The organism is Achromobacter spanius, from assembly GCF_029637605.1.
Classification (GTDB): Bacteria; Pseudomonadota; Gammaproteobacteria; order Burkholderiales; family Burkholderiaceae_B; genus Achromobacter; species Achromobacter spanius_E.
Genome location: NZ_CP121261.1, coordinates 5,361,200 through 5,384,255 on the forward strand (window position 1 = coordinate 5,361,200; position 23,056 = coordinate 5,384,255).

At 62.0% G+C, this 23,056-nt stretch carries 17 protein-coding genes; 14 read left to right on the plus strand and 3 right to left on the minus strand.

Annotated features, from left to right (window positions below):
• The first annotated feature begins 16 nt into the window (after positions 1 to 16).
• The 14 genes from P8T11_RS23920 to P8T11_RS23985 all read left to right on the plus strand — a co-directional run bounded on the left by P8T11_RS23920 (position 17) and on the right by P8T11_RS23985 (position 13,094).
• Positions 17 to 796 carry a hypothetical protein gene (locus tag P8T11_RS23920; RefSeq protein ID WP_268079719.1) on the plus strand — a complete coding sequence of 260 codons (780 nt, stop codon included), beginning with the start codon at positions 17 to 19 and terminating at the stop codon, positions 794 to 796.
• On the plus strand, positions 789 to 3,095 hold the full coding sequence (locus P8T11_RS23925) for a phospholipase effector Tle1 domain-containing protein (protein WP_268079718.1): 2,307 nt from the start codon (positions 789 to 791) through the stop codon (positions 3,093 to 3,095). Before P8T11_RS23920 ends, P8T11_RS23925 begins: the two co-directional genes overlap by 8 nt.
• A 95-nt stretch (positions 3,096 to 3,190) precedes the next feature.
• Entirely contained in the window at positions 3,191 to 3,892 is a 702-nt protein-coding gene (locus P8T11_RS23930) for a hypothetical protein (RefSeq protein ID WP_268079717.1), read from the plus strand.
• Between the two features lie 39 nt (positions 3,893 to 3,931).
• Positions 3,932 to 4,711 (plus strand): hypothetical protein, encoded by a 780-nt coding sequence (locus P8T11_RS23935; protein ID WP_268079716.1) that lies wholly within the window; start codon positions 3,932 to 3,934, stop codon positions 4,709 to 4,711.
• Complete coding sequence (locus P8T11_RS23940; protein ID WP_268079715.1) at positions 4,704 to 5,483, plus strand: hypothetical protein; 780 nt, start codon at positions 4,704 to 4,706, stop codon at positions 5,481 to 5,483. The genes P8T11_RS23935 and P8T11_RS23940 overlap by 8 nt, the downstream gene beginning before the upstream one ends.
• Before the next feature lie 4 nt (positions 5,484 to 5,487).
• Complete coding sequence (locus P8T11_RS23945) at positions 5,488 to 6,327, plus strand: hypothetical protein (protein WP_278072150.1); 840 nt, start codon at positions 5,488 to 5,490, stop codon at positions 6,325 to 6,327.
• Positions 6,296 to 7,105: a hypothetical protein gene (locus P8T11_RS23950; RefSeq protein WP_268079713.1), complete on the plus strand. Its 810-nt coding sequence runs from the start codon at positions 6,296 to 6,298 to the stop codon at positions 7,103 to 7,105. The genes P8T11_RS23945 and P8T11_RS23950 overlap by 32 nt, the downstream gene beginning before the upstream one ends.
• Positions 7,106 to 7,168: 63 nt before the next feature.
• Positions 7,169 to 7,948, plus strand: coding sequence for a hypothetical protein (locus P8T11_RS23955; RefSeq protein WP_268079712.1), 780 nt, complete (start codon positions 7,169 to 7,171; stop codon positions 7,946 to 7,948).
• Positions 7,949 to 8,011: 63 nt separating this feature from the next.
• Positions 8,012 to 8,791, plus strand: a complete 780-nt coding sequence (locus P8T11_RS23960) for a hypothetical protein (protein WP_268079711.1) — start codon at positions 8,012 to 8,014, stop codon at positions 8,789 to 8,791.
• A gap of 63 nt (positions 8,792 to 8,854) precedes the next feature.
• Positions 8,855 to 9,634 (plus strand): hypothetical protein, encoded by a 780-nt coding sequence (locus P8T11_RS23965; protein ID WP_268079710.1) that lies wholly within the window; start codon positions 8,855 to 8,857, stop codon positions 9,632 to 9,634.
• 65 nt (positions 9,635 to 9,699) lie between these two features.
• Positions 9,700 to 10,551: a hypothetical protein gene (locus tag P8T11_RS23970; RefSeq protein ID WP_278072151.1), complete on the plus strand. Its 852-nt coding sequence runs from the start codon at positions 9,700 to 9,702 to the stop codon at positions 10,549 to 10,551.
• Positions 10,544 to 11,404, plus strand: coding sequence for a hypothetical protein (locus P8T11_RS23975; protein ID WP_268079708.1), 861 nt, complete (start codon positions 10,544 to 10,546; stop codon positions 11,402 to 11,404). The genes P8T11_RS23970 and P8T11_RS23975 overlap by 8 nt, the downstream gene beginning before the upstream one ends.
• On the plus strand, positions 11,389 to 12,249 hold the full coding sequence (locus tag P8T11_RS23980) for a hypothetical protein (protein WP_268079707.1): 861 nt from the start codon (positions 11,389 to 11,391) through the stop codon (positions 12,247 to 12,249). Before P8T11_RS23975 ends, P8T11_RS23980 begins: the two co-directional genes overlap by 16 nt.
• Entirely contained in the window at positions 12,234 to 13,094 is an 861-nt protein-coding gene (locus P8T11_RS23985; protein WP_268079706.1) for a hypothetical protein, read from the plus strand. The genes P8T11_RS23980 and P8T11_RS23985 overlap by 16 nt, the downstream gene beginning before the upstream one ends.
• Before the next feature lie 72 nt (positions 13,095 to 13,166).
• Here the strand turns inward: P8T11_RS23985 and P8T11_RS23990 are convergent, their stop codons facing one another.
• The 3 genes from P8T11_RS23990 to icmH are packed head-to-tail and all read right to left on the minus strand — an operon-like array spanning position 13,167 to position 23,056.
• Positions 13,167 to 13,667 (minus strand): hypothetical protein, encoded by a 501-nt coding sequence (locus tag P8T11_RS23990; RefSeq protein WP_268079705.1) that lies wholly within the window; start codon positions 13,665 to 13,667, stop codon positions 13,167 to 13,169.
• 24 nt (positions 13,668 to 13,691) lie between these two features.
• On the minus strand, positions 13,692 to 22,280 hold the full coding sequence (tssI, locus tag P8T11_RS23995; RefSeq protein ID WP_268079704.1) for a type VI secretion system tip protein TssI/VgrG: 8,589 nt from the start codon (positions 22,278 to 22,280) through the stop codon (positions 13,692 to 13,694).
• Positions 22,277 to 23,056 (minus strand): type IVB secretion system protein IcmH/DotU, encoded by a 780-nt coding sequence (gene icmH / locus P8T11_RS24000; RefSeq protein WP_418910276.1) that lies wholly within the window; start codon positions 23,054 to 23,056, stop codon positions 22,277 to 22,279. Before icmH ends, tssI begins: the two co-directional genes overlap by 4 nt.

The window sequence follows — 23,056 nt, forward strand, 5'->3', positions numbered from 1 at the left end:
AACACGGGAGTCACGAATGCGTAAAGGGTTGATCGGCGTGCTGATTTGGCTGGGGCTGTTGGCGGGGTGCAATGGGGAACCTACTTACTCTGGCGTCAGTTTCATTGCGTACAACTACACGCCTTGGAATCTGGAGTCGGTCCAGATCAGCGATGCGTCCGGTGGTTTCGCTGGTTCAGGCGCCATTCCCGCTGGAGGTGGGGAGGGCAGAGTCGCTTGCTGCTACACATTGAAGGGAACCGAGTTCACTGTGAAGTGGACCGGAGGCGACGCTGATTTGCTGCGCAAACATCTGTTTGACGGCAGGTATGAAGAAATGATCTTCAAGAAGGAAACGAAAGTGCATTCTCCGGCCTTGAACACTCCGGAAGGCGATGGCCCCCTCATCCTCGAGTTGCACATCTATCCCGATGAACACATGGAGCTTGCCTTAAGCCGCAAGCTGTTGGGACAGGTGAGGCTTCCGATCGTCGATACCGTGCGGTGGCTATATACGAACTATCGTGGAGAACTCGATAACTATAAGGACGCCTACGAATTAGGAGACGTGCTTCCAAAGGTCGCCAAGCAGGCCTGGATGAGATACCGGATTGAAGATGCGGAGGATATGAGGGGATACATGTACCTATACTTCACGGTGGCTTCAGATTTCGAGAAAGATGCGGAAATTTCGGCCGCCTTGGAGGACAAGAACCGAAAGCCGGGGGATTTCGGCAAAATGGTGTCCTCGCTATCGGCAGAGAAAATAGCTCAGATGAAAGCGGCTGGCACTCCACCTGGGGACAAAAATGTCTGATGTGCAAGTGCCAGAGCAGGATCGTACGCCAGCTTCCGTGTTGAAGGCGATGGCCGAGAATGAGGCTGCGTACCCAAAGGCCACATGTGTGGAATGCGGCATCACATTGCGAATGGGGTTCTTTTTCGACGGTTTTGGTCGTAATAAAGACCTGGATATGGCGAACCCGACGTTCTTGTCGAATGTGAGCCGGTTGTGGGCGGCTCACTTTACTCAAGACGACAATTCACAACCGAAGAAACAACGCTGGTTCGCGCTGTACTACTCCGGCATTGGGGTAGATCTGAACGAGAGCGCAAAAGCCGACATTATTGTAAATGCACTCAAAGTCGCCGGTGGGAAAATGGCCGACAAGGCTATCTCTAGTGCGCAGGAGGGGGTGAAGAACGTTACGCGCCTTGATGAAGTTCCTAATGTGGATGGCGTGGGCCGCCTAAAAAAGGCTACGCAACAGTCTGTCAAGGACGGGTCGTTCCAACCCATGGTTAAGGTCTTCAAAGACGTCATCAACGATGTCAAAGCCTTGCCTCAAACGACGGTGAGGGTATGGAACGTCATGGATCCAGAGCGCTTGCGAAATCGAGCAGAAGCGACGGTCCGTGGGATCTGGGCCGACTTCAAGCAGAACCCGCTAAAGGTCGCCTGGACAGCGACGAAGAACGCCGCTAAAGCCACGATCATGGAAGGCATTCCGATCGTGCGTGACAACGCGGCAGTTGCGTACTTGATGGGAACGGGTGTGGACATTCGACTGGAGGCGGCCAAGCGTCAGTTCGAGCAGGCATATCAGGCGTCGAATTCAGGCACAGAGAAAGTCGTGCGTATCGAGATCACCGTATTTGGTGGGGACCGGGGCGGAATTATCGCGAAGCAATTCATCAATGATATTGTCAAAAAATACAAGCGTCGCCACGACCAGGATTTAGCAATTATTGGAAAGGACGGTGCGCCCGATGCTCCGATACGTATTCGGTTTCTAGGGCTGTTTGATGCTGTGGCATCGATAATGGACGAGAATACGTTTTTGAAATTCTTCCCGTTCACCGATCTGCTCAAGCAAAGCCATAAGGACCGCACGTTAACCGTTCCCGCCGCGGTGGAGAAGGCCGTGCACTTTGCGGCCGCGCATGAACTGCGGCGCAACCAGCGCATGGATTCGCTCGAAAAAACGAGGGGTACGCAGTATTTGTATCCTGGATCAAGCGGTGACATTACTGGGGTGGCACCCATGGGATCCCTAGGGGCCCGAGCGTCGTTATCCCGGATTCCGTTGCGAGAAATGATGAACCTAGCCATATCTCATGGCGCGGCCATTCATAGCATGGAAAAGTTGGTGCAGGCCAACATAACGGTGTACAGGATGCTCAGCCTGGCCGACCCCATCGAAGACGAAGGCCAGAGCTACTACGTCCAGGAACTGGTCGCTGCCTACCGCGAACTCGTCAAGTACGAACCCGGCTGCGATTTCGCACCGCACATGGAAATCTTCTTGCGCTGGCTGGCGGTGCGGTATCAGGATCCGGTGTTTCGCGCCGAGCTTTCAGACCCCGCCGAAGCCTGGATCAAAGACCGCAATTACTTTACCCCCGAGCAAGAGCTCATGGAAGAAACGCGGCGCTTGTCGACGCTGCCCCGGGAAGAACTAGCCAAGCCCGAAACCACTGCGCGGCATCGCGAGCTTGAAGCCCTTGTGGAAGAACGCCGAGAACGCGCCATCGCAAGCCGCGGAGAAGCACCGCCCAAGCGTTTCCTGCCCCTATGGGAACGGCTTGAAGCGGAATACAAGAGCCTGGAGAGTGCTGAGCAGCAGGACGCCGCCACGGCGAAGCGCCGCGCGGACTTGGAAATCAATAATCCGCAGGTGCTGCGTTCCATTGAAGGGATGGACCAGGATATGCGAGACCGCGAGGATATGCGCAACGAATTGATTAAGCGTAGTGGAGGCACGCCACAAAAAGCCCCCGATCCGCTAGCCGACATGAAAGCCGAACGCGCCATGCAAAAGCGCCTGCTGACCGCCTGGCGCGACGCCCGCGACGGCAAAACGCAGTTGCCCCCCAAGGTCATGACCTTGTTCGACTGGCTGGTGCACGATGCCATGTTGAGCAGTTGGCCCGATCACCTGCTGGCCAGCACCACGATGTACTTCCGCGTCCGCGACAAGGATGTGTTCGCCAAGACCGACGCCAAGGCGGAAATGTCGCAGCGAGCCAAGGACATGCGCAACGCGGAAAGGGTCGAGGCCCAGGCCGCGCGAGCAGAGCAGAACATTCAACAGATGACCCCCGTGCGGCCTTGACGGGGCGAGCGACAGACATGCGTAGGGCATGGATCGCGTTGCTGTGTTGCGTGGGCTTGTTGGCCGGTTGTAACGCCGAGCCCACGTACCCAAACGTGAGCCTCATCACCTACAACTACATGCCCTGGGACTTGACCTCCGTCCGAATCATCGACGCTTCAGGCGCTGTAGCCGGAAGCGGCATGATTCGGTCTGGCGGCGGTGAAGGCAGCGTGTCGTGCTGCTACACGCTTAAAGGAACGGACTTCACGGTCAGGTGGCGCGGCGGAGACGCTGACCTGATGCGCAAGCATATGTTCGATGGGAAATTCGACGACGTGCTCTTCGCCAAAGAAACGAAGGTGCATTTCCCGTATCAGGAAGCCCCTGCGGGCGAAGGCCCGCTCATTGTGGAATTGCACATCTATCCCGATGAGCACATCGAGCTTGCCTTGAGTCGACAGCTATTGGGTCAGGCCAGAATTCCAATTCCTGACACGACCCGTTGGCTTTACGAGCATCATCGAGACGAGCTGGTCGACTACGAAGACATACATGAGTTGCGCTATGTCCTCGCAAAAGTCGCCAAGCAAGCGTGGACGCGGTATCGCATCGAGGAGCCGCAGGATATGCGGGCATATATGCAGCTCTACTTTCTGGTCTCGTCCGATTTTGATAGGGATGCGGATCTCGCGGCAGTTTTGCAAAATCCAAATCGAAAGCCGGGAGACTTCGGTCGAGCCGTCGCCGCGTTGTCCGCTGACAAGCTTGCACGTCTGAAATCAACGGGCGCGCCGGCGGGAGACAAGAATGTCTGACGCGAGATTGCGTGGCATGGGTCAACTTGGAAGCAAGCAATGCGTAAAGGGCTGATTGGCGTCTTGATATGCCTGGGCCTATTGGCCGGCTGCAATGCCGAGCCCACCTATCGGGGTGTCAGCGTCATCACCTATAACTACACGCCCTGGGACCTGGAACTCGTTCAGATCATCGACGCGTCCGGTAGCGTGGCGGGAACGGGCATGGTTCCGTCAGGCGGAGGAGAGGGAAGTGTCTCGTGCTGCTACACGCTATCGGGAACAGACTTCACCGTGAAATGGCGAGGTGGCGACGCCGATCTCATGCGCAAGCATATGTACGACGGAAAGTTCGACGAGGTGATGTTCAGCAAGGAGACAACGCTGCATTTTCCCGCCGCGAACATGCCTCCCGGAGACGGACCCGCCATCCTGGAACTGCATATCTATCCCGACGAGCACATGGAACTCGCCTTGAGCCGAAAGTTGTTCGGCCAGGTTCGGATTCCGATCGTTGATACCACGCGCTGGCTGTACCAGAACCATCGCGATGCGCTGAATGACTACAGAAGCATTCACGAAGTCAGATACGTACTGGCCAAAGTCGCCAAGCAAGCGTGGACGAAATACAAGATCGAGGACGCGCAAGACATGCGTCAGTACATGCGGCTGTACTTCACCGTTGCCTCGAACTTCGACGCAGATCCGCATGTAAAGGAAATACTCAGCAAGCCAGGACGCGCACCCGGCGATTTCGCCAAGGCGATCACCGAGTTGCCGCCAACGACGATCGATCAGATCAAGGCAGCTGGTACTCCACCGGGAGACAAGAATGCGTAAAGGACTGATCGCCGCGTTGTTGTGGCTGGGCATGCCGGCGGGGTGCCATGCCGAGCCGATCTACCAAGGCGTCAGTTTCATCGCCTACAACTACACGCCGTGGAACATCCGCAGCATCAGCGTCAAGGACAAAGACGATGGCGTCGCGTCAACGATGCAGGTCAGCCCCGGCGGTGGTGAAGGCTCGGTCACTTGCTGCTTCACGCTCAAGGGCACCCAGTTCACGGTGGACTGGCGCGGCGTCGACGCCGAACTGCTGCGCAAGCATCTGCATGACGGCAAGGCCGACTCGCTCTATTTCGACCGGCAGGGCGCCATTAACTTTCCGGCGGCCGAGATCCCGTCGGGAGATGGCCCGTTGTACCTAGAGCTGCACATCTATCCCGACGAACACATGGAGCTGGCGCTAAGCCGCAAGCTGCTGGGCCAGACGCGGATTCCCATTGTCGATACCGTGGACTGGCTGTGGCGAGAGCATCGCGCGGCGCTTGGCGACTACCGAAGCGATGCCGAACTGCTGCGCGTCACCGCGAAAGTGCTGCGGTCGGCGTGGACGAAGTACCGAATTGAAGACAAGCAAGACCTGCGCCAGTACATGCGGCTGTACTTCACGGTGGCATCGAATTTTGATTCGGATGCGCAGATGAAGGCGATTCTGGAGCGGCCGGGACGTGCGCCGGGCGACTTTGCCCAGGAAGTCGCGGCGTTGCCGCAGGCCAAGCTTGATCAGATCAAGAAAGCGGGCACCCCACCGGGGGACAAGAATGCGTAGGGCGGTGGTTGGCGCGCTGTTGGGGCTTGGCCTCTTGGCGGGCTGCAACGGGGAGCCGGTATATAGCGGCGTCAGTTTGGTTACCTACAACTACACGCCCTGGAACCTGGAGCCGGTTCGCCTTAGTGATGCATCGGGCAGCGTAGCCAGTTCCAGCACCCTCGTGCCGGGCGGCGGCGGGGGAAGCGTTTCTTGCTGCTACACGTTCAGGGGCACCGACTTCACCGTGAAATGGAGCGGCGGCGATCCGGATTTGCTTCGCAAGCATCTGTTTGACGGCAAGTTCGACGAAGTGAAATTCAAGAAGGAAACGTCGGTGCATTTTCCAGCCACGAAGATACCCGGCGGTGACGGCACGCTCATCCTGGAATTGCACATTTACCCCGATGAACATATGGAGCTTGCATTAAGCCGCCAGTTCTCAGGGCAAGACAGGATTCCGATCACCGACACCATACGCTGGTTGTACCGGAACTATCGCAACGAGCTGATCGGATACGAGCATATTCATCAGTTTGGGGACGACCTTGCAAAGGTCACGCAGCAGGCGTGGCTGAAATATCGGATCGAAGATGCCGAGGATATGCGCGGGTACATGTACCTCTACTTCACAGTCGCTTCGGACTTCGAGAACGATGCAGAGATTTCGGCCCTGCTGAAAGACAAGAGCCGAAAGCCCGGCGATTTTGGCCGGGCTGTGGCTGCGCTGTCGAAAGAGAGAATCGAGCAAATGAAAGCATCTGGCGCACCGCCGGGGATGCGAGCGAATAAGTCGACGCCAAAAAAGCAGCCGCCGGGAACGGACGACGTCAATGTTGACCAAGCGGGGGCCGGGGGTGCGTAAGCGGCTGATCGGCATGTTGATAGGACTGGGGCTCTTGGCCGGCTGCAATGCCGAGCCGACCTACTCAGGCGTCAGCTTCATTACGTACAACTACACGCCGTGGGAGCTGGCCTCCGTTCGCCTGATCGACGCCTCGGGCGCGTCAGCCGGAACTGCCGCCGTTCCACCCGGGGGAGGCGAGGGAAGTGTCTCGTGCTGCTACACCCTCAAGGGCACGGATTTCACCGTGCAATGGCGCGGTGGAGATGTGGACGTAATGCGCCAGCATTTGGTCGACGGAAAGCTTGACGAAGTGATGTTCAAAAAAGCGACCAAGGTGCATTTCCCTGCTGCGCCTGCGCCTGCGCCGGCCGGCGACGGCCCTCTCATCCTTGAGCTGCATATATATCCCGACGAACACATGGAGCTTGCACTGAGCCGAAAGCTGTTCGGCCAGGTAAGAATTCCGATCATCGATACGACGCGGTGGCTCTATGCAACGCACCGCGATGCGCTGAACGATTACGGCAATATTCATGAGGTCGGGCTTGTGTTGGGCAAGGTCGCCAAGCAGGCCTGGATGCAATACCGCATCGAAGACGTCGAGGACATGCGCGGCTACATGTATCTGTACTTCGTTGTCGCATCGGATTTCGACAAGGACGCGGAGATCGCTGCGCTGTTGAATGATGCGGATCGAAAACCGGGTGATTTTGGTCGCGCGGTGTCTGCGCTATCGAAAGAAAAAATCGAGCACATGAAGGAGAACGGCGCGCCTCCGGGAGACAAGAATGCGTGAAGTCGGGTTTAACGAAACACCGCTCTGGTGGACTACGGTGCGTTTGGCAACACGGGGCCGTGAATGCATAAAGGGCTGATCGGCATGCTGATAGGGCTGGGCCTGTTAGCCGGCTGCAATGCCGAGCCGACCTACTCCGGCGTCAGCTTCATTACGTACAACTACACGCCGTGGAATCTGGAGCCGGTTCGGATCAGTGACGCATCCGGCAACGTGGCCAGTTCCAGCACCCTCATTCCTGGGGGCGGAGCGGGGCGGGTCTCTTGCTGCTACACCTTCAAGGGCACCGAATTCACCGTGAAATGGAGCGGCGGCGATCCGGACCTGCTTCGCAAGCATCTGTTCGACGGCAAGTTCGACGAGGTGAAATTCAAGAAGGAAACGGCGGTACATTTTCCCGCCACGAAGATACCCGACGGCGATGGCACGCTCATCCTGGAATTGCACATCTATCCCGATGAACACATGGAGCTTGCGCTAAGCCGGAATCTGGCAGGGGACGCCAGGATCCCGATCGTCGAAACCACGCGCTGGCTGTACCAAAATCACCGCGACGAGTTGGTCGATTACGAGCACTCAGACCAGGTGAACGATGTGCTCTCAAAGGTCGCGAAGCGGGCTTGGATGCAATATCGCATCGAAGACGCCGAGGACATGCGCGGCTACATGTATCTGTACTTCCTCGTGGCATCGGATTTCGACAAGGACGCGGAGATTGCCGAGCTGTTGAATGACTCAAATCGAAAGCCTGGCGACTTCGGACGAGCCGTTGCGGCGTTGCCGGCTGAAAAGCTTGCGCGTATGAAGGCAACGGGCGCGCCACCGGGAGACAAAAATGTCTGACCTGAAGCTCATTGAACCGTTGCGACCGCGTGGAGACGTGGCGCTGGAACGCGGGAGCCGGCGATGCGTAAAGAACTGATCGGCGTCATGATCTGGCTGGGCCTCTTGGCCGGTTGCAACGGCGAGCCAACCTATTCCGGCGTCAGCTTCATTACGTACAACTACACCCCATGGAACCTGGAGCCGGTTCGCCTTAGTGACGCATCAGGCAACGTGGCCGGTTCCAGCACGCTAATCCCAGGCGGGGGCGCGGGAAGCGTCTCTTGTTGCTACACGTTCAAGGGCACCGACTTCACCGTGAAATGGAGCGGCGGCGATCCGGATTTGCTTCGCAAGCATCTGTTTGACGGCAAGTTCGACGAGGTGAAATTCAAGAAGGAAACGGCGGTACATTTTCCCGCCACGAAGATACCCGACGGCGATGGCACGCTCATCCTGGAACTGCACATCTATCCCGATGAACACATGGAGCTTGCGCTAAGCCGAAATCTGGCGGGACAAGTCAGGATCCCGATCGTCGAAACCACGCGCTGGCTGTACAAAAATCACCGCGACGAGTTGGCCGATTACGAACACTCAGACCAGGTGAACGATGTGCTCTCAAGGGTCGCGAAGCGGGCTTGGACGCAATATCGCATCGAAGACGCTGAAGACATGCGCGGCTACATGTATCTGTACTTCCTCGTGGCATCGGATTTCGACAAGGACGCGGAGATTGCCGCGCTGTTGAATGACTCAAATCGAAAGCCTGGCGACTTTGGCCGAGCCGTTGCTGTGCTATCGGCCGAAAAGCTTGCACGTATCAAGGCATCGGGCGCGCCACCGGGAGACAAAAATGTCTGACCTGAAGCTCATTGAACCGTTGCGACCGCGTGGCGACGTGGCGCTGGAACGCGGGAGCCAGCGATGCGTAAAGAACTGATCGGCGTCATGATCTGGCTGGGCCTATTGGCCGGCTGCAATGGCGAGCCCACCTACTCAGGCGTCAGCCTCATTACCTACAACTACACGCCTTGGAACCTGGACCCGGTCCGCCTCAGTGACACATCCGGCAACGTGGCCAGTTCCAGCACACTGGCTCCCGGCGGAGGCGCGGGACGTGTCTCTTGCTGCTACACGTTCAAGGGCACCGACTTCACCGTGAAATGGAGCGGGGGCGATCCGGATTTGCTTCGCAAACATCTTTTTGACGGCAAGTTCGACGAGGGGAAATTCAAGAAGGAAACGTCGATACATTTTCCCGCCACGAAGATACCCGAGGGCGATGGCACGCTCATTCTTGAACTGCACATTTATCCCGATGAACATATGGAGCTTGCGTTGAGACGCCAGTTGGCGGGCCAAGCCAGAATCCCGATCGTCGAGACCACTCGCTGGCTGTACGAGGAATACCGCAACGAGCTTGTTGGATACGAGCATGCGACCCAGTTGAAGCATGTTCTCGCCAAGGTCGCGAAGCGGGCGTGGATGCAATACCGCATTGAAGACGCCGAAGACATGCGCGGCTACATGTATTTGTATTTCCTCGTGGCATCTGATTTCGACAAGGACGCGGAGATCGCTGCGCTGTTGGAAGACCCAAGTCGAAAGCCTGGCGACTTTGGCCGGGCAGTGGCTGCACTAGCTAAAGAAAAGACCGCGCAAATGAAGGCGTCCGGCGCGCCTCCGGGAGACAAGAATGTGTGACGTGAAGCGCAACGAGACGCCGCGACAGCGATCTTGCGGGGAACAGGGTTCCACGGAACTCGACAATGCGTAAAGGGCTGATCGGTGTACTGATATCGCTGGGCCTACTGGCCGGTTGCAATGGCGAGCCTACCTATTCCGGCGTCAGCCTCATTGCGTACAACTACACGCCTTGGAGTTTGGAGCCGCTGCGCCTCAGTGATGCATCGGGAAGAGTCGCCGGTTCCAGCACACTGCCTCCTGGCGGGGGCGAGGGAAGCATCTCTTGCTGCTACACGTTTACGGGAACTGACTTCACCGTGAAATGGAGTGGAGGCGATCCCGTATTGATGCGCAAGCATATGTACGACGGCAAGTACGACGAGGTGATCTTCAAAAAAGAAACGTCGGTGCATTTCCCCGCGACGAAGGTGCCGGATGGCGACGGCTCGCTCATTCTGGAGTTGCACATCTATCCCGATGAGCACATGGAACTAGCGTTGAGCCGCAAGCTGGAGGGACAAACCAGGATTCCGATCGTCGACACCACGCACTGGTTGTATGAAAAGTACCGTAGCGAACTGGTGGGCTACGAGCACGCTTATCAGTTGAGAGACGTTCTGGCAAAAGTCGCGAAGCGGGCTTGGATGCAATACCGCATCGAAGGCGCCGAAGACATGCGCGGCTATATGTATCTGTACTTCGTCGTCGCATCGGATTTTGACAAGGATGCGGAGATCGCTGCGCTGTTGAATGACTCGGCTCGAAAGCCCGGAGACTTCGGACGGGCCGTTGCTGCGCTGTCGGCTGAAAAGCTCGCGCGTACGAAGGCATCGGGGCGCCTGCGGGAGACAAGAATGTCTGACGAGAAATTCAAAGCGATGCGGCGGCTGTATGAAAGCTGGGCGCTAGGTGGCTTCGGAGCGAACCATGCGTAAGGGATTCATCGGCGTGCTGATATGGCTGGGCCTGTTGGCGGGTTGCAATGGCGAGCCCACCTATTCAGGCGTCAGCTTCATTACGTACAACTACACGCCGTGGAATCTGGAGCCGGTTAGCCTTCGTGACGCATCGGGCAACGTGGCCAGTTCCAGCACACTGGTCGCGGGCGGTGGGGCAGGAAGCGTCTCGTGCTGCTACACGTTTACTGGAACTGACTTCACCGTGGAGTGGAGCGGAGGGGATCCAGTTTTGCTTCGCAAGCATCTGTTCGACGACAAATTCGACGAGGTGCTCTTTAAGAAGGAAACGGCGGTGCATTTCCCGGCTACGAAGATACCCGGTGGAGATGGCACGCTCATTCTGGAATTGCACATCTATCCCGATGAGCATATGGAGCTTGCGTTGAGCCGCAAGCTGACGGGCAATGCCAGGATCCCGATTATCGAAACCGCTCGCTGGCTGTACGGCGAATACCGGAATGAGCTGGGCGGATACGAGCACGCGACCCAGTTGAAAAATGTTCTAGCAAAGGTCACGAAGCAGGCATGGATGCGATACCGCATCGAAGACGCCAAGGATATGCGCGGCTACATGTATCTGTACTTCCTTGTGGCATCTGATTTCGATAAGGACGCGGAGATCGCTGCGCTGTTGAATGATGCGAATCGAAAGCCCGGCGACTTTGGCCGCGCGGTGTTTGCACTGTCAAAAGAGAAGATCGCGCAGATGAAGGCGACTGGCGCACCACCTGGAGATAAGAACGTGTGCAATGAGGTTCGAGGAATCGTCGCCGCGACGAAAGTGCATGCAGCGGGAATGCTCGGGAGCGAAGCATGCGCAAAGGATTGATCGGGGCGCTGATCTTGCTGGGCCTGCTGGCCGGCTGCGATGGCAAGCCCACCTATTCAGGCGTCAGCTTCATTACCTACAACTACACGCCGTGGAACTTGGCGCCGGTTCACCTCAGTGACAGCGCGGGGAATGTGGCGGGTTCCAGCTCCCTCGCCGCTGGCGGCGGCGCGGGAAGAGTTTCTTGCTGCTACACGTTTTCAGGCACTGATTTCACGGTCACGTGGAGCGGGGCCGACCCCGATTTGATTCGCAAGCACATGTTCGACGGCAAGCTCGACGAGGTGATGTTCAAGAAGGAAACGTCGGTGCATTTCTCGGCCACGGAAATGCCGGACGGCGATGGAATGCCAATCCTGGAGTTGCATATCTATCCCGATGAACATACGGAGCTTGCGTTGACCCGCAATCTGGCAGGGGACGCCAGGATCCCCATCGTCGATACCGTTCGCTGGTTGTATAGGAAGTACGGCGACGAGCTGGTCGGATACGAGGATGCTTATGAATTGGGAGATGTTCTTGCAAAGGTCACGAAGCAAGCCTGGATGCGTTACCGCATCGAAGATGCCGAAGACATGCGCGCCTACATGTATCTCTATTTCATGGTGGCGTCCGATTTTGAAAAAGATGCAGAGATAGCGGCAATGTTGAAAGCGCCAAACCGAAAGCCTGGCGACTTTGGTCGCGCGGTGGCTGCGCTGTCAAAGGAAAAGATCGCCCAGATGAAGGCGACTGGCGCACCGCCCGGAGACAAGAACGTGTGCGATGAGGTTCAAGGAGTCGTCGCGGCTGCGAAAGTGCAGGCGGTTGGAATGATGGGAGATCAGGCATGCGTAAAGGACTGATCGGCGTGTTGATTTGGCTGGGGCTGTTAGCCGGCTGCAACGCCGAACCCACTTACTCAGACGTCAGCTTCATTACGTACAACTACACCCCTTGGAACCTGGCGCCGGTTCGTCTCAGTGACGCGTCGGGCAGCGTGGCCAGTTCCAGCGTCCTTCCCTCTGGCGGCGGCGCGGGAAGCGTCTCTTGCTGCTACACGTTCAGGGGAACTGACTTCACCGTGAATTGGAGTGGGGGCGATCCCGATTTGATTCGCAAGCACATGTTTGATGACACGTTCGACAAGGTGATGTTCAAGAAGGAAGCGTCGGTGCATTTTCCGGCTACGAAGATTCCCGAAGGCGATGGCACGCTCATCCTGGAACTGCACATCTATCCCGATGAACATATGGAGCTTGCTCTGAGCCGTCAATTATTGGGGCAAGAAAGAATCCCAATCGTCGAGACGACGCGTTGGTTGTATGGCAAGTACCGTAACGAGCTGGTCGGCTATAAGCACGCTGACGAGTTGACCGATGTGCTTGCAAAGGTCACGAAGCAAGCCTGGATGCGGTATCGCATCGAAGACGCTGAAGACATGCGCGCCTACATGTATCTGTACTTTGTCGTGGCGTCTGATTTTGAGAGCGATGCAGAGATAGCATCCATTCTGAAAGCCCCCGACCGACAGCCTGGCGACTTTGGCCGCGCGGTGTTTGCACTGTCAAAAGAGAAAATCGCCCAGATGAAGGCGACTGGCGCTCCGCCCGGAGACAAGAACGTGTGCAGCGAGGTTCAAGGAATTGCCGTAGCCGCGAAAGTGCATGCGGTGGGCATGCCTGGAAGTGAAGCATGCGTAAAGGATTGATCGGCTAAAACTGGAGCGAGTTCGCCTCAGCAACGCTTAAGGCAGCGCCGCAAGATCCCCCCTTTGCCACCCTTACTTCTTCCCTGCCTCCACCTCGATCGTCACCGTATTCGACTTCACGTTCTCTGCCTCGATATACACCTCGTACGTCGCGGGCGTGGCGGGCAGGTGCAGTACGCCGGCCATATCAGTGGTGAAGCGCGTTTCTACCGTCATGCCGGGCGGTAGCGGGATCTTGGGCGGGGGTGCACCCTCGCTGGGGTCGACCGACACGTTGGGCAGCTTGGGTCGGACGTAGTTGAACGCGATGCCGCGGTACACCTTGCCGGTGCGCGTATCCACCGCCACAAAACGCGGCAGTTGCGGGTTTTCCACCACGGGCAGGATGCCGCGTGCGCACACGGGGATGGTCAGCGTGCTGCCGTCGCGGATCGTCACGCGGGTGGGCGCGGCGATGCGCATTTGCGCGTCGTAGCCTTGCAGCGGCGGCATGCAGGCGTGTTCCTTCTGCGAGTGCGCGGGCACCGAAGCGAAGGTGGCGGGTTCAATCCAGTCGGTCGTCATGATGGGCATGTCGGTTTTCAAAAAAGGGCGGCGTCAGAACGCCGTCCAGCCTTCGGAGCAGTCGACCTTGCGCACGGCCTTGCTGCAACTTGGGCAGAAATGAATGTTCGCGCAGGTGATGCCGTACATCACGCACTGCCCGATTTCGTCGTTGTATTCGCCGTTCTGGTCGGGCAGGCCGTAGTAGCAGTGGCCTCCTGCGTTGTAGTAGAAGTGCGGCGGGGGGTCCAGCTTTGAATCGTCCGCCGAGTCGTCCTGAGTGCGCAGGCCGGGCCAGTCGGGGCCGCTGGGCACCATGCCCAGCAAGTGACCCATTTCGTGGGCAAGGGTCTCGGTCAGGTAGGCCTGCGAGTTGGGCTCGTAGGGGTCCAGCGTCGAGACGAACAGCAGGTTGGTGCCCGTGATGGCAAGGCCCGCGTAGCTGGCGGCCACGGTGTTGAACTGGATGTTCAGTATGCCGGTCAGCGGCGTGGGCGACACGCGGGTCAGGTCCACCGACACCGACCAGACCGAGCCGTTGCTTTCTCGGATGGGCGTGATCAGGTGGCGCGGAATCGGAATCGAGCGCTCGGCGCCCGAGGCGTCCGTGTGGATGTAGCGGGCGTGCACCAGCCAGTCGTCGCTGGCGTCGAACTCGTACCAAAGGCCGGATTGGGTTCGGTCGTCGTTGACGATGGGAACGGTCATGACGCGCCCGCCCGGGCCGGCGGGCACTGGCAGGCGCATGTCGCCGCTGACGCCCGGCGCGGCCAGGCGGTCGACGTGGCAGACCACCAGCGTATACGGCTCGCGCTGCTTGCCGGCGGAGCTGGCGTAGACGGCGCGGACAGCGTCCATGATGGCATGCTGGGACTCGGGGGTGTCAGCGGCGTCAACCGCCGAGCGGCCCCGGAATTGCAGGCGCGGAAGCTGGATCATGTCGATGCCATGCAGCGCGAATTCCGCGGTGACCGGCGTGACGTCGGCCAGATGATGCGCCGGACGCGCGCTCATGCACATGACTTCCTGGATGTACAGGCGGCGCACGGTCTCGACGCGCTCGGTCTTGATCAGTTGGCCGCGCTCGTCGCGCACCTCGAACAGGTACAGGTTCAGGCCGGCGGCGGGCAACGCGATGTCGTCCACGATGCGGGTGCCATCGGCGTTGGTGACGTAGCTGCGCGGGTTGCTGTGCGGTTCCTGATAGCTGGCACGGCGGCCGCGTTCACGGGCGGAGTAGGGGGTGTTGGCCGGGTCGGCCTTCACGGTAATGGTGAAGCGGTGCTGGCCGGGGCGGTTGAACTCCACGTGGATGCGCGGGCGGTTCGACTGCCGTTCGGTGGTGGTCAGCGCGTTGCCGTCGTTCCAGCGTTCGGCAACCTGATCCAGGTTCACATATTGCAGGCGCGCACCGTCCTGGCGGGCGCGATAGGTCGATACGCCGGGAACGACGCGGCCGGAGCCATCGGCAGGCGGCGTGCCGCCGGGCAGGTTCGTGCCCTGTGTGCGCGCCACGGGGCCCAGCCCGACCGAGTCCAGCACGTCGCGCGCAATCTGCGGCAGCGGGGAGTCGGCCACGCCGGGAATCTTCATCAGCACCTCGGCCACCTTGGGCAGCGTCTCGGTGGCCAGCGTGGGCGATTGCAGGATGGCGCCGACTACGCTCGGTACCGACGACGAAGACAGGCCGGGCATGCTGAGGATGGCGCCTGCCACCGACGGGATGTTGGCTTGCTTGACGTCGGGCAGCGTGAAGAGCGTGTCCACGGCGGAACTCAGGGCGGCCATGCGGTCGCCGCTGGCGTTCAGCGCCTGCGTCATAACCGGCACGATGGCCGCGCTGACGTTGGCGCTGACACCGCCCGCTGCAAACGTGGACGCGCTGGATAGCGCGGTGGACGCGGCGCTGGCTTGCTGCGCGAACGTCGCCAGCCCTCCACCGGCCGCGACGGCGGCGATGCCGGACGCGCCGGAGCCGCTTGCCGTGGTGGCGGCGGCCGCTGCGCCCGCGCCGCCCACGGCGGAAAGATCCGTGGCGCGGGTGGCGGGTGTGCTGTCGGACATGCCCGCCGCGCGCGCGGTAGCGCTGCCCAGGTTCGCGTCCGGCGTGGCGGGGGCGGGGGTGATTGCCGTGCCTGCCGAGGCGGTAGGGGTTGCGGCAGGGGCTTTGGGGATGGGAGCGTTGGTGGCGGGCGAGGACGGGGCGGCTGAGGGCGACGCGCCGTTGGCGGAGGCGGTGCTGGGCGTTGCCGTCGCGGGAGTGGTGGATGTAGCGGGTGCGTTGGCCACGCCATTGCCGGATGCGTTGGCCGGTGCGTGGGCTGGCGGGTTGGCCGAAGTGTTGGCCGACGTGCTGGCCGATGCGTTGCCGGCTGCATTGCCCGCTGTGTCACTGGTCGCATTGGCCGGTGCGCGAGCAGCGCTGCCGGCGGTCTCCGCCGAGGCTCCCGGCGCCGTGCCGCCAACGGCGTTGGTCGAGCTTGCGCCCGCTGCGGCGGCTGGCGCGTTGGCACCTGTGCCTGCCGAAGCAGCAGAGGCGGATTCGATTCCGGCCCCACCGGCAACCGTAGCGTCTCCGGGCACGGAGGCTGTGGCGGCATTCGCGGGGCCGGAGGCTGCGGCGCTTGCGTCGGCGCTAGTCTGGGCTGCCGAGGGTGAGGCGGCGGTGGCGACGCTGTTGGTGGAGCCGGTAGCGGCGCTGGTCGTGGCGGTAGTTGTGGCGGTGGTCGAGCCAGCCGCGCTGCTGCCGGAGGCTCCCAGGCCCGCGCTGGTGGCACCGGCACCGGCTGCACCAGCACCAGCACCTGCACCAGCACCTGCACCAGCACCAGCGGCACCAGCACCAGCGGCACCGACGCCCGCCACGCCGGATGCCGCGCTTGCGCCAGTAGAGGCCTGTGTGCCGGGAAGGTTCAGGCCGCCTTCGCCTGAACCGCCGGGCAGGCCCACTCCTTGCGGCAAGGGGCTCTGCGAGTTGGAAACGAAGCCAGGTGTTTGCGTCGAGACGCCAGGGGCCAGGGGCGGTGTGTCGCCAGAAAGGCCGCCGGTGGTCGACATGGTGTCGCTTGATGCCAGCAACGTGCCGGTATCAGGTGTGGCAACGCTTGCTGCGTTAGCAGAGACATTGGCGGAGATATCAGCGGACATATCAGTGGACACACCACCGGGCACGTCAGCAGACATACCGGTAGCCGGACCAGCAGACATGCCAGCGGAGCCATCTGCGGAAGTGATCGTCGCCAAGTTCGCGCCGGGGTCCGCGCCTGTCAGTTGCGCAAGCTTCTCATCGTGCGCCATGCTCGCGGCGGACGACGCCGCCGCGCCGCTTGTGGCGTCGGGTAGGTTGACGCCTTGCAACGTGGCTGGGGCCTGTGCATCAACGTTGCCCAGGTCGACGGCGCCAGACATCGCGTCGCCAGCAGCGGTCGCCGACGATGCCGCGTTCGCCGCATTGCTGGTTGCATTAGCCGCGCTGGCAAAGAATGCGCCTGCGCTAGCCGCCAGGGACGCAAGCACCGTGGTACTGGGCAATCCGGACTCGCTCTGCGCTGCGCGAGCATCGGCGTGAGCGTCGACTGAAGCCGCGTCTTGCACAACGGGCGTGCCGGGGGCGGTGAAGGACGATGACGAAGGTGTCGTCGCGGCGGTTGTGGGGCTGGCGGCGTGCGCCGAGCGTGCGGCATGGACGTTTGCCTGGGCGGACGCGGTGTCGGATGTGACGTGGCGCGCGGCAGAGCCGGCCGCGATGCGCTCATCAGCCTGCCTCGGTTCCGATGGCGCGCGTGTCGTCAGTTCGGCGCTTGCCGTCGCGTGGAACGCAGCCGCAGCCGTATCCGCAACCGCAGTCGCAGTCGCTGCGGTTTCGCTGGCAACTGAACCGACGGATCCGGTTGGGCTGACGGAAGCCGGGGATGAGGCCGAAGAAGAAGAGGAGTCCGACGCCGAGGAGGCGGCCGACGCAGAAGGGCGGGTCGAGTCAGGCGCGTTAGCCAAAGCAGGAGAAGCGGCCGACATAGCGGCCGTAGCCGACGTGCCAGATGCTTCAGAAGCGTCGGTGCCGCGCGCTTGGCCTTGGTCATTCGCGCGCGCGCGCAGCGAGGTGGCCGCGCCTGCCGTAGCGGCGGCGGCGAGCAGGCCATTGCCATTGCCGCTAGCGGAAGCGCTTGCGAGCATAGCGGGGGCAGACATCGGCGCGTGGTCCGCTGTCGCCGGCGTCGACGCGTCCGTCATCGTGGATAGCGGGTTGTCTTGTGCAGACGCCAAGGCATCGGGCATGCCCGCGGTGTCTTGCGTGGACCACTGCGAAAAGCCGGTGCCTGCCGTATTGGATGTCGTCGATGCGCTTGCCAAGTCCAGCGTCGTGTCGGACGCGCTGGCAAGCGTCGTCGCAACCGCGCTGGCATCAGCACCGGAAAGCGAGCCGGCAGGCAAGGCATTGATGGATGCGTCGGCGGGCATAGACGTCGCGATCTGGTTGGTGCCGATCGTCGGCATGCCGAGGTCTGTCGCCGCAACCGAAGGCGCGGCGGAAGACGCTCCAGCCGCCGCAACCGAAGGCGCAGCGGAAGCCACTCCAGCCGCCGCAACCGAAGGTGCAGCGGAAGGCGCTCCCGCGCCAGCAACCGATGGTGCGACGGACGCCGAACCTGCTGCGGCAACCGAAGGCTGAGCCACGGACGCAAGGGGCGATAGGGGGGCATCGGATGATGGCGTCGATGCGGAATCCGCCGTTGCCAGCGGTGATGCGCCAAGCGAACCGGTGGGAAGTGTATCCACAGCGGCCGCCCCTGCGGAGGGCGTACCCGTAGCGGCATTCGCCGTTGCCTCGCCGGCAGCACTAGCAGTCGCCGTCGGGGACGCTTGCGCCGCATCGCTTGCGGGCGTCGTGATATCCGAGGGGGCGCTGGCTACGTCCGGTGCCGCGTTGGCGACAGGCGGCGACGCGGATGGGGACGTGCTTGCAACCGAAGGTTCTGACGCGACGGCGGACGAGCTGACAGCCGGGTCAGCAGCGGCGGATGTGGCAGATGCAGTAGATGCAGAAGGTGCAGTAGATGCAGCAGATGCAGCAGGTGCGGCAGGTGCGGCAGGTGCAGCAGGTGCAGCAGGTGCAGCAGGTGCGGCAGGTGCGGCAGATGTGGAAGACGCGGCAGGTGCGGCAGATGCGGTAGTTGGATTAGATGCAGCGGGCGCCTGCGGTGCTTGCTCCGTACCGCCTGTCGCCGCACTCGGTGCATCGGCCGTTGCCGGTGCCGCGCTAGCCACGGACGTGGCTTCGGCAGCCGATGCTTGCGAGGCGGCTCCGCCCGCAACAGCGCTTGCGCCAGCGTCTGTGCCAACACCCGAGGCCACACCAGATCCAACACCCGATGCAACACCCGACCCAGCACCCGACCCAGCACCCGACCCCATCCCCGCGAACGTCGCCGCTCCGGAAATCATCTTCGATGCCCCTTCCGGCGCAACCGAGGCCAGCATGTCAGTAGCCGCCGGCAGTGCCGCCGACGGGTCCTTGATCAGCGCGGCGGCTTGTGACACCTTGCCGGCCGCTGATGCGGCGGAATCGATCATGCCGCTTGCACCCGGGGCCGCCGAGCCAAGCAGCTTGGACGCAGTCGGCAGGGCCGACATGGGATTCGCGGCCAAGGCCTGCGCCTGCGAGACCATGCCCATGGTGTTCTTGGCAGTATTGAGCAAACCGCCCATGGCCGGGCTGGTGTTGCCCAGCAAGCCCGGCGCGGCAGACAGCGCGCCCATCGGGTTCTTGGCCATCCCGGCCAGCGTATTCGCCTGGCCGGCAAGCTGCGACAGCTTGGACGCGGCGCCCGCTGCCGTCTGGCCCAGTTCCGCCAAACCGCTGGGCATGATGTCGCCCAGCCCAGCCGTCCCAACGCCAGCAGCAGCACCACCCGCAGCCCCAGCACCGGCAGCACCACCAAAACCCGCCATCAATCCAGCCGCCGCCTTCTTGGCGGCAGACGCCATCGCGCCGTCCTTGTGGACCAGTTCCGCGCTGACGATCAGCGGGTCGTCGACGGTGGTGCTGGGCAAGGCGGGCAGGTTGGCGGCGTCGCTGCCCGGGCCCACGAAGTTGTGCGTGGCGCCCTTGACCGAGAACAGGCCCGGCCCCTTGAATACGATGTCGGCGCCGTCCAGCGTGACGCTGCCGCCCGCAGCCTGCAAGGTCACGCGCTGGTTACCCAGGATCTCGATGCCTTCGGCCGACGAGGTCACGGTGATGTCCTGGCCTGCCAGCGCTTCCAGGATGTCGGTGTGCGCGTGCAGCGACACCGGTGCCTGCGCCGAGATGGCGCGAATCGGGCCTTGCTGCGCGAACACGCTGGCCGAGCGCGCCGAGACCGCCGAATACGTTTGCTGCGCGGCCACGTGCGCGTCCGACTGCGCGGTGGCGTGCAGGTGTTCGCCCGCATGCAGCACGGCGCTGGCGGGGGTGGCCAGGTTCAGGGAATTTGGCGCGTCGATCAGCAGATGCGGGCCGTTGATGCGTTCAACGGCGGTCGAGTCGGTGCGTTGGCCGTTCGCGGCCTTGCCGGCGGCCTGGCCGTTGACCTGGGCGGTATAGCGCCCGTCTTGTTCGGGGTCCAGCGCGGCAAGCAGTTCGTCGTAGCCCTCGGCCGCCGCCATCGGGCGTGCCTGATGCTGACCGGCGCTGTCATTCAAGCGGCGCGATGCGTCTTGCGCGCCGCGCAGCAGCAGCAAGGCTTCTTGCGCGTCTGCCTGGGTGGATTTGGCTTGTTCGCGCGCGGTGGCCGACACCAGCATGCCTTGGCCCGAGCGCAACACCGTCCACGCATCTGAGCGCAGTTCAAAGCCCGTGCCGCGCCATGCGCCACGGTTGGCGTCGTCCAGGTCCTGTTCGACCAGATGGCCCAGCCCAAGTTGGGTGGCGGCGGTGGAGCTGGCCAGCCGCGTGCGCAGCTTGCCGCGCGTGTCGTCAAAGACCCATTGGTTGCGGCCCGCGCCGTCCAGGCCTTGGCTATGCCATCCGCTCAGCACGCCCGCGTGATTGGTCTCGGCGTTCTCGCCGGCGGACCAGGGCGGAAGATCGGCGTCGTTATAAAGCTGGCCGGCAACAACTGGCCTGTCGATGTCGCCATCGATAAATTCCACGATGACTTCCGTGCCGCCCCGGGGCAGGTGATGCGCGCCCCAGTTGGGGCCGGCTTGGGCGCTGGCCACGCGCAGCCAGGTGCCCGAGCGTTCGTCGCCGGGGGCGTTGCCGCTCGCGTCGCCATGCGTGCGATGCGGCAGGCCGCCCGTCAGGGGCTTGTCGCCGCGCTGCCAGGGGAATTGCACCTTGACGCGCAGGTCGCGGTCCGACGTGATGGGGGCGTCGTTGGCGCTGACCACTACGGCGGCCAGGCTCTCGGGGGCAGTGGGGCGGGGGCGCCAGGCGGGGATCAGCGCGGCGGCTTCGGGCTGCGCGGTAAAGCGGTTGCGGTAGGTGCCGCGTTCCATGTCGGCGGTGTTCAGCACCTGGGTCGCTTGAGCCCCCAGGTTGTTGCTGGCTTCGTGTACGACCTCCAGCACCACATAGCGGTTGCCGGCCAGTTCATCGACGGCCTGCTTGCTGTCTCCTTCACCGCCACCACTGCCTCCGTCGGCATAGCGTTCATGCTGGGTCATGGTGAACAAGCGGCCGGGGGCTAAGGAGCGAGCCGTGCCCGCGCCTGCAAACCGGACGATGCGCGATTCATGGGCGCGCAAGGAACGCGCCGCGCTTTGTTCGGCGGCGTCGTCATCAGCGTAGCGGCCGTGTCCGGCGTAGTCGTAGTCTTCCAGCACCGGCAAGGCTTCCACCTGCACGGGCGAGCGGCTTTGCGCGGCATGCGCGGTCAGCGTGCGTTCGTTCCAGGCGGCGCGCGCCACGGCGTTGGGGCGCACGGCCTGCGCCGCCGAGAAATGCGTGATGCTGTCGCGGGTTTCGGTGGCGTCGCTGCGATGAAAGCGCAGGGGCGACGCCGGGTCTTCGGGGCGCGCCGCGCCCGCGTCGAAGATCACGACGCGATGGCGTGCGCCGCCGCCCGCCGCCTGGCCGTCGTCTTGTTGATGTTCAAAGCGATACGACAGGCCCGCTTCGGCCAGGATGCGCTGGACGAATTGCAGGTCTGACTCGCGGTACTGCGTGCAGGTCGCAAGCGGGGGCAGGGTGTCGCTTAGCTCGAACGCAAAGGCCGCCTGCGGATAGTCCGCGAAAATCTCGCTGACGATGTCCTGCACCGACCGGTCCTGATAGATGAAGCTGTCGCGTCGCAAGGCCAGCGCGGCCAGCCATGGCGCCGCGTGCAGGCGGTAGCGGGCCAGGCCGCCATCAGCGCCCAACGCATCCACGCCTTCGACCACGGCATGCCAGCGGCGCATTGAACCGTCCGCCAGCAGCAGGTTGACGCTGATCTCCTTGCCCAGCAAGGACGCCACATCAAGCTCGGCGCTGGCCGCCAGGCAGTCCAGCGTCAGCGTGAACAGACGCGATACGCCTTCGCGCAACGTCATCTGTTCGGCCACCAATTCAGCATCCAGCGGCGTGCTGACGCGCAACATGCGCGCTTGTTGCGACAGGGTGGCGATGTTCATCGACGAATAGGTCGAGGCGGTTGACGGGTTCGAAGGCAACGCGTTCATGGCAGCGAGATGGTCAGGTGCGCGGCGCGGGGACCCAGCTTGACGATGTCGTGGTACGGCGCCATCGCCGTCTGCATTTCAGTGTTCAGGAAGTGGCCCATGCCCAGGAAGGCCAGCAGGCCCAGCAGGGCGAACACGGTCATGATCGACCACAGCGGCACGTCGCGTTTGAGCGTGTGGGCAACCTTGTCGGGCAGGGGCCAATGCGGCGCGAAGCCGGTGCGCTTGCCGCGCAGCAGTGCGATCTCGTCGCCCAGCCGCGCCGTCAGGTAGCCCAGCTTTTCCTGGCCTTCGATCAGGTACTTGCCCTGAAAACCCAGCAGCAGGCACATGTAATAGATCTCTAGCGATTGCAGGCGCGGCGCGCCTTGTGCTCGCAGGTCTTCCAGGCGCGCAAAGAAGTTCTCGCCCGCCAGTTGCTCGCCGAACAAGGTCAGTTGCAGCGGTTGCAGCATCCAGGCGTCGCGTATCGCGAAGCCGGAATTCAGGACGGTTTCGTCGACGGCGGCGCAGAAGGCGTACTTGGTGGCGTAGATGTCTTCCGCCGGAATATCCAGTTTCTTGGCGGCGCGTTCGTAGTCGGCCAGAAACTGCTGCACGCGTGCCGAGAAGGCGGCGGCGTCGGTGGGTTCCTGCCCGCTCTTGACCAGGAACAGCATCAGGAAGCCGTCGTAGAGCAGGTCCAGCAAAGACTTGGCGGGCCGGCTGGCATGGAATTCGGCGGCACGTTGAGGCAGCGTTGCGCCGGGCATCAGAGAGGGGGCGTCAGCGGTCAT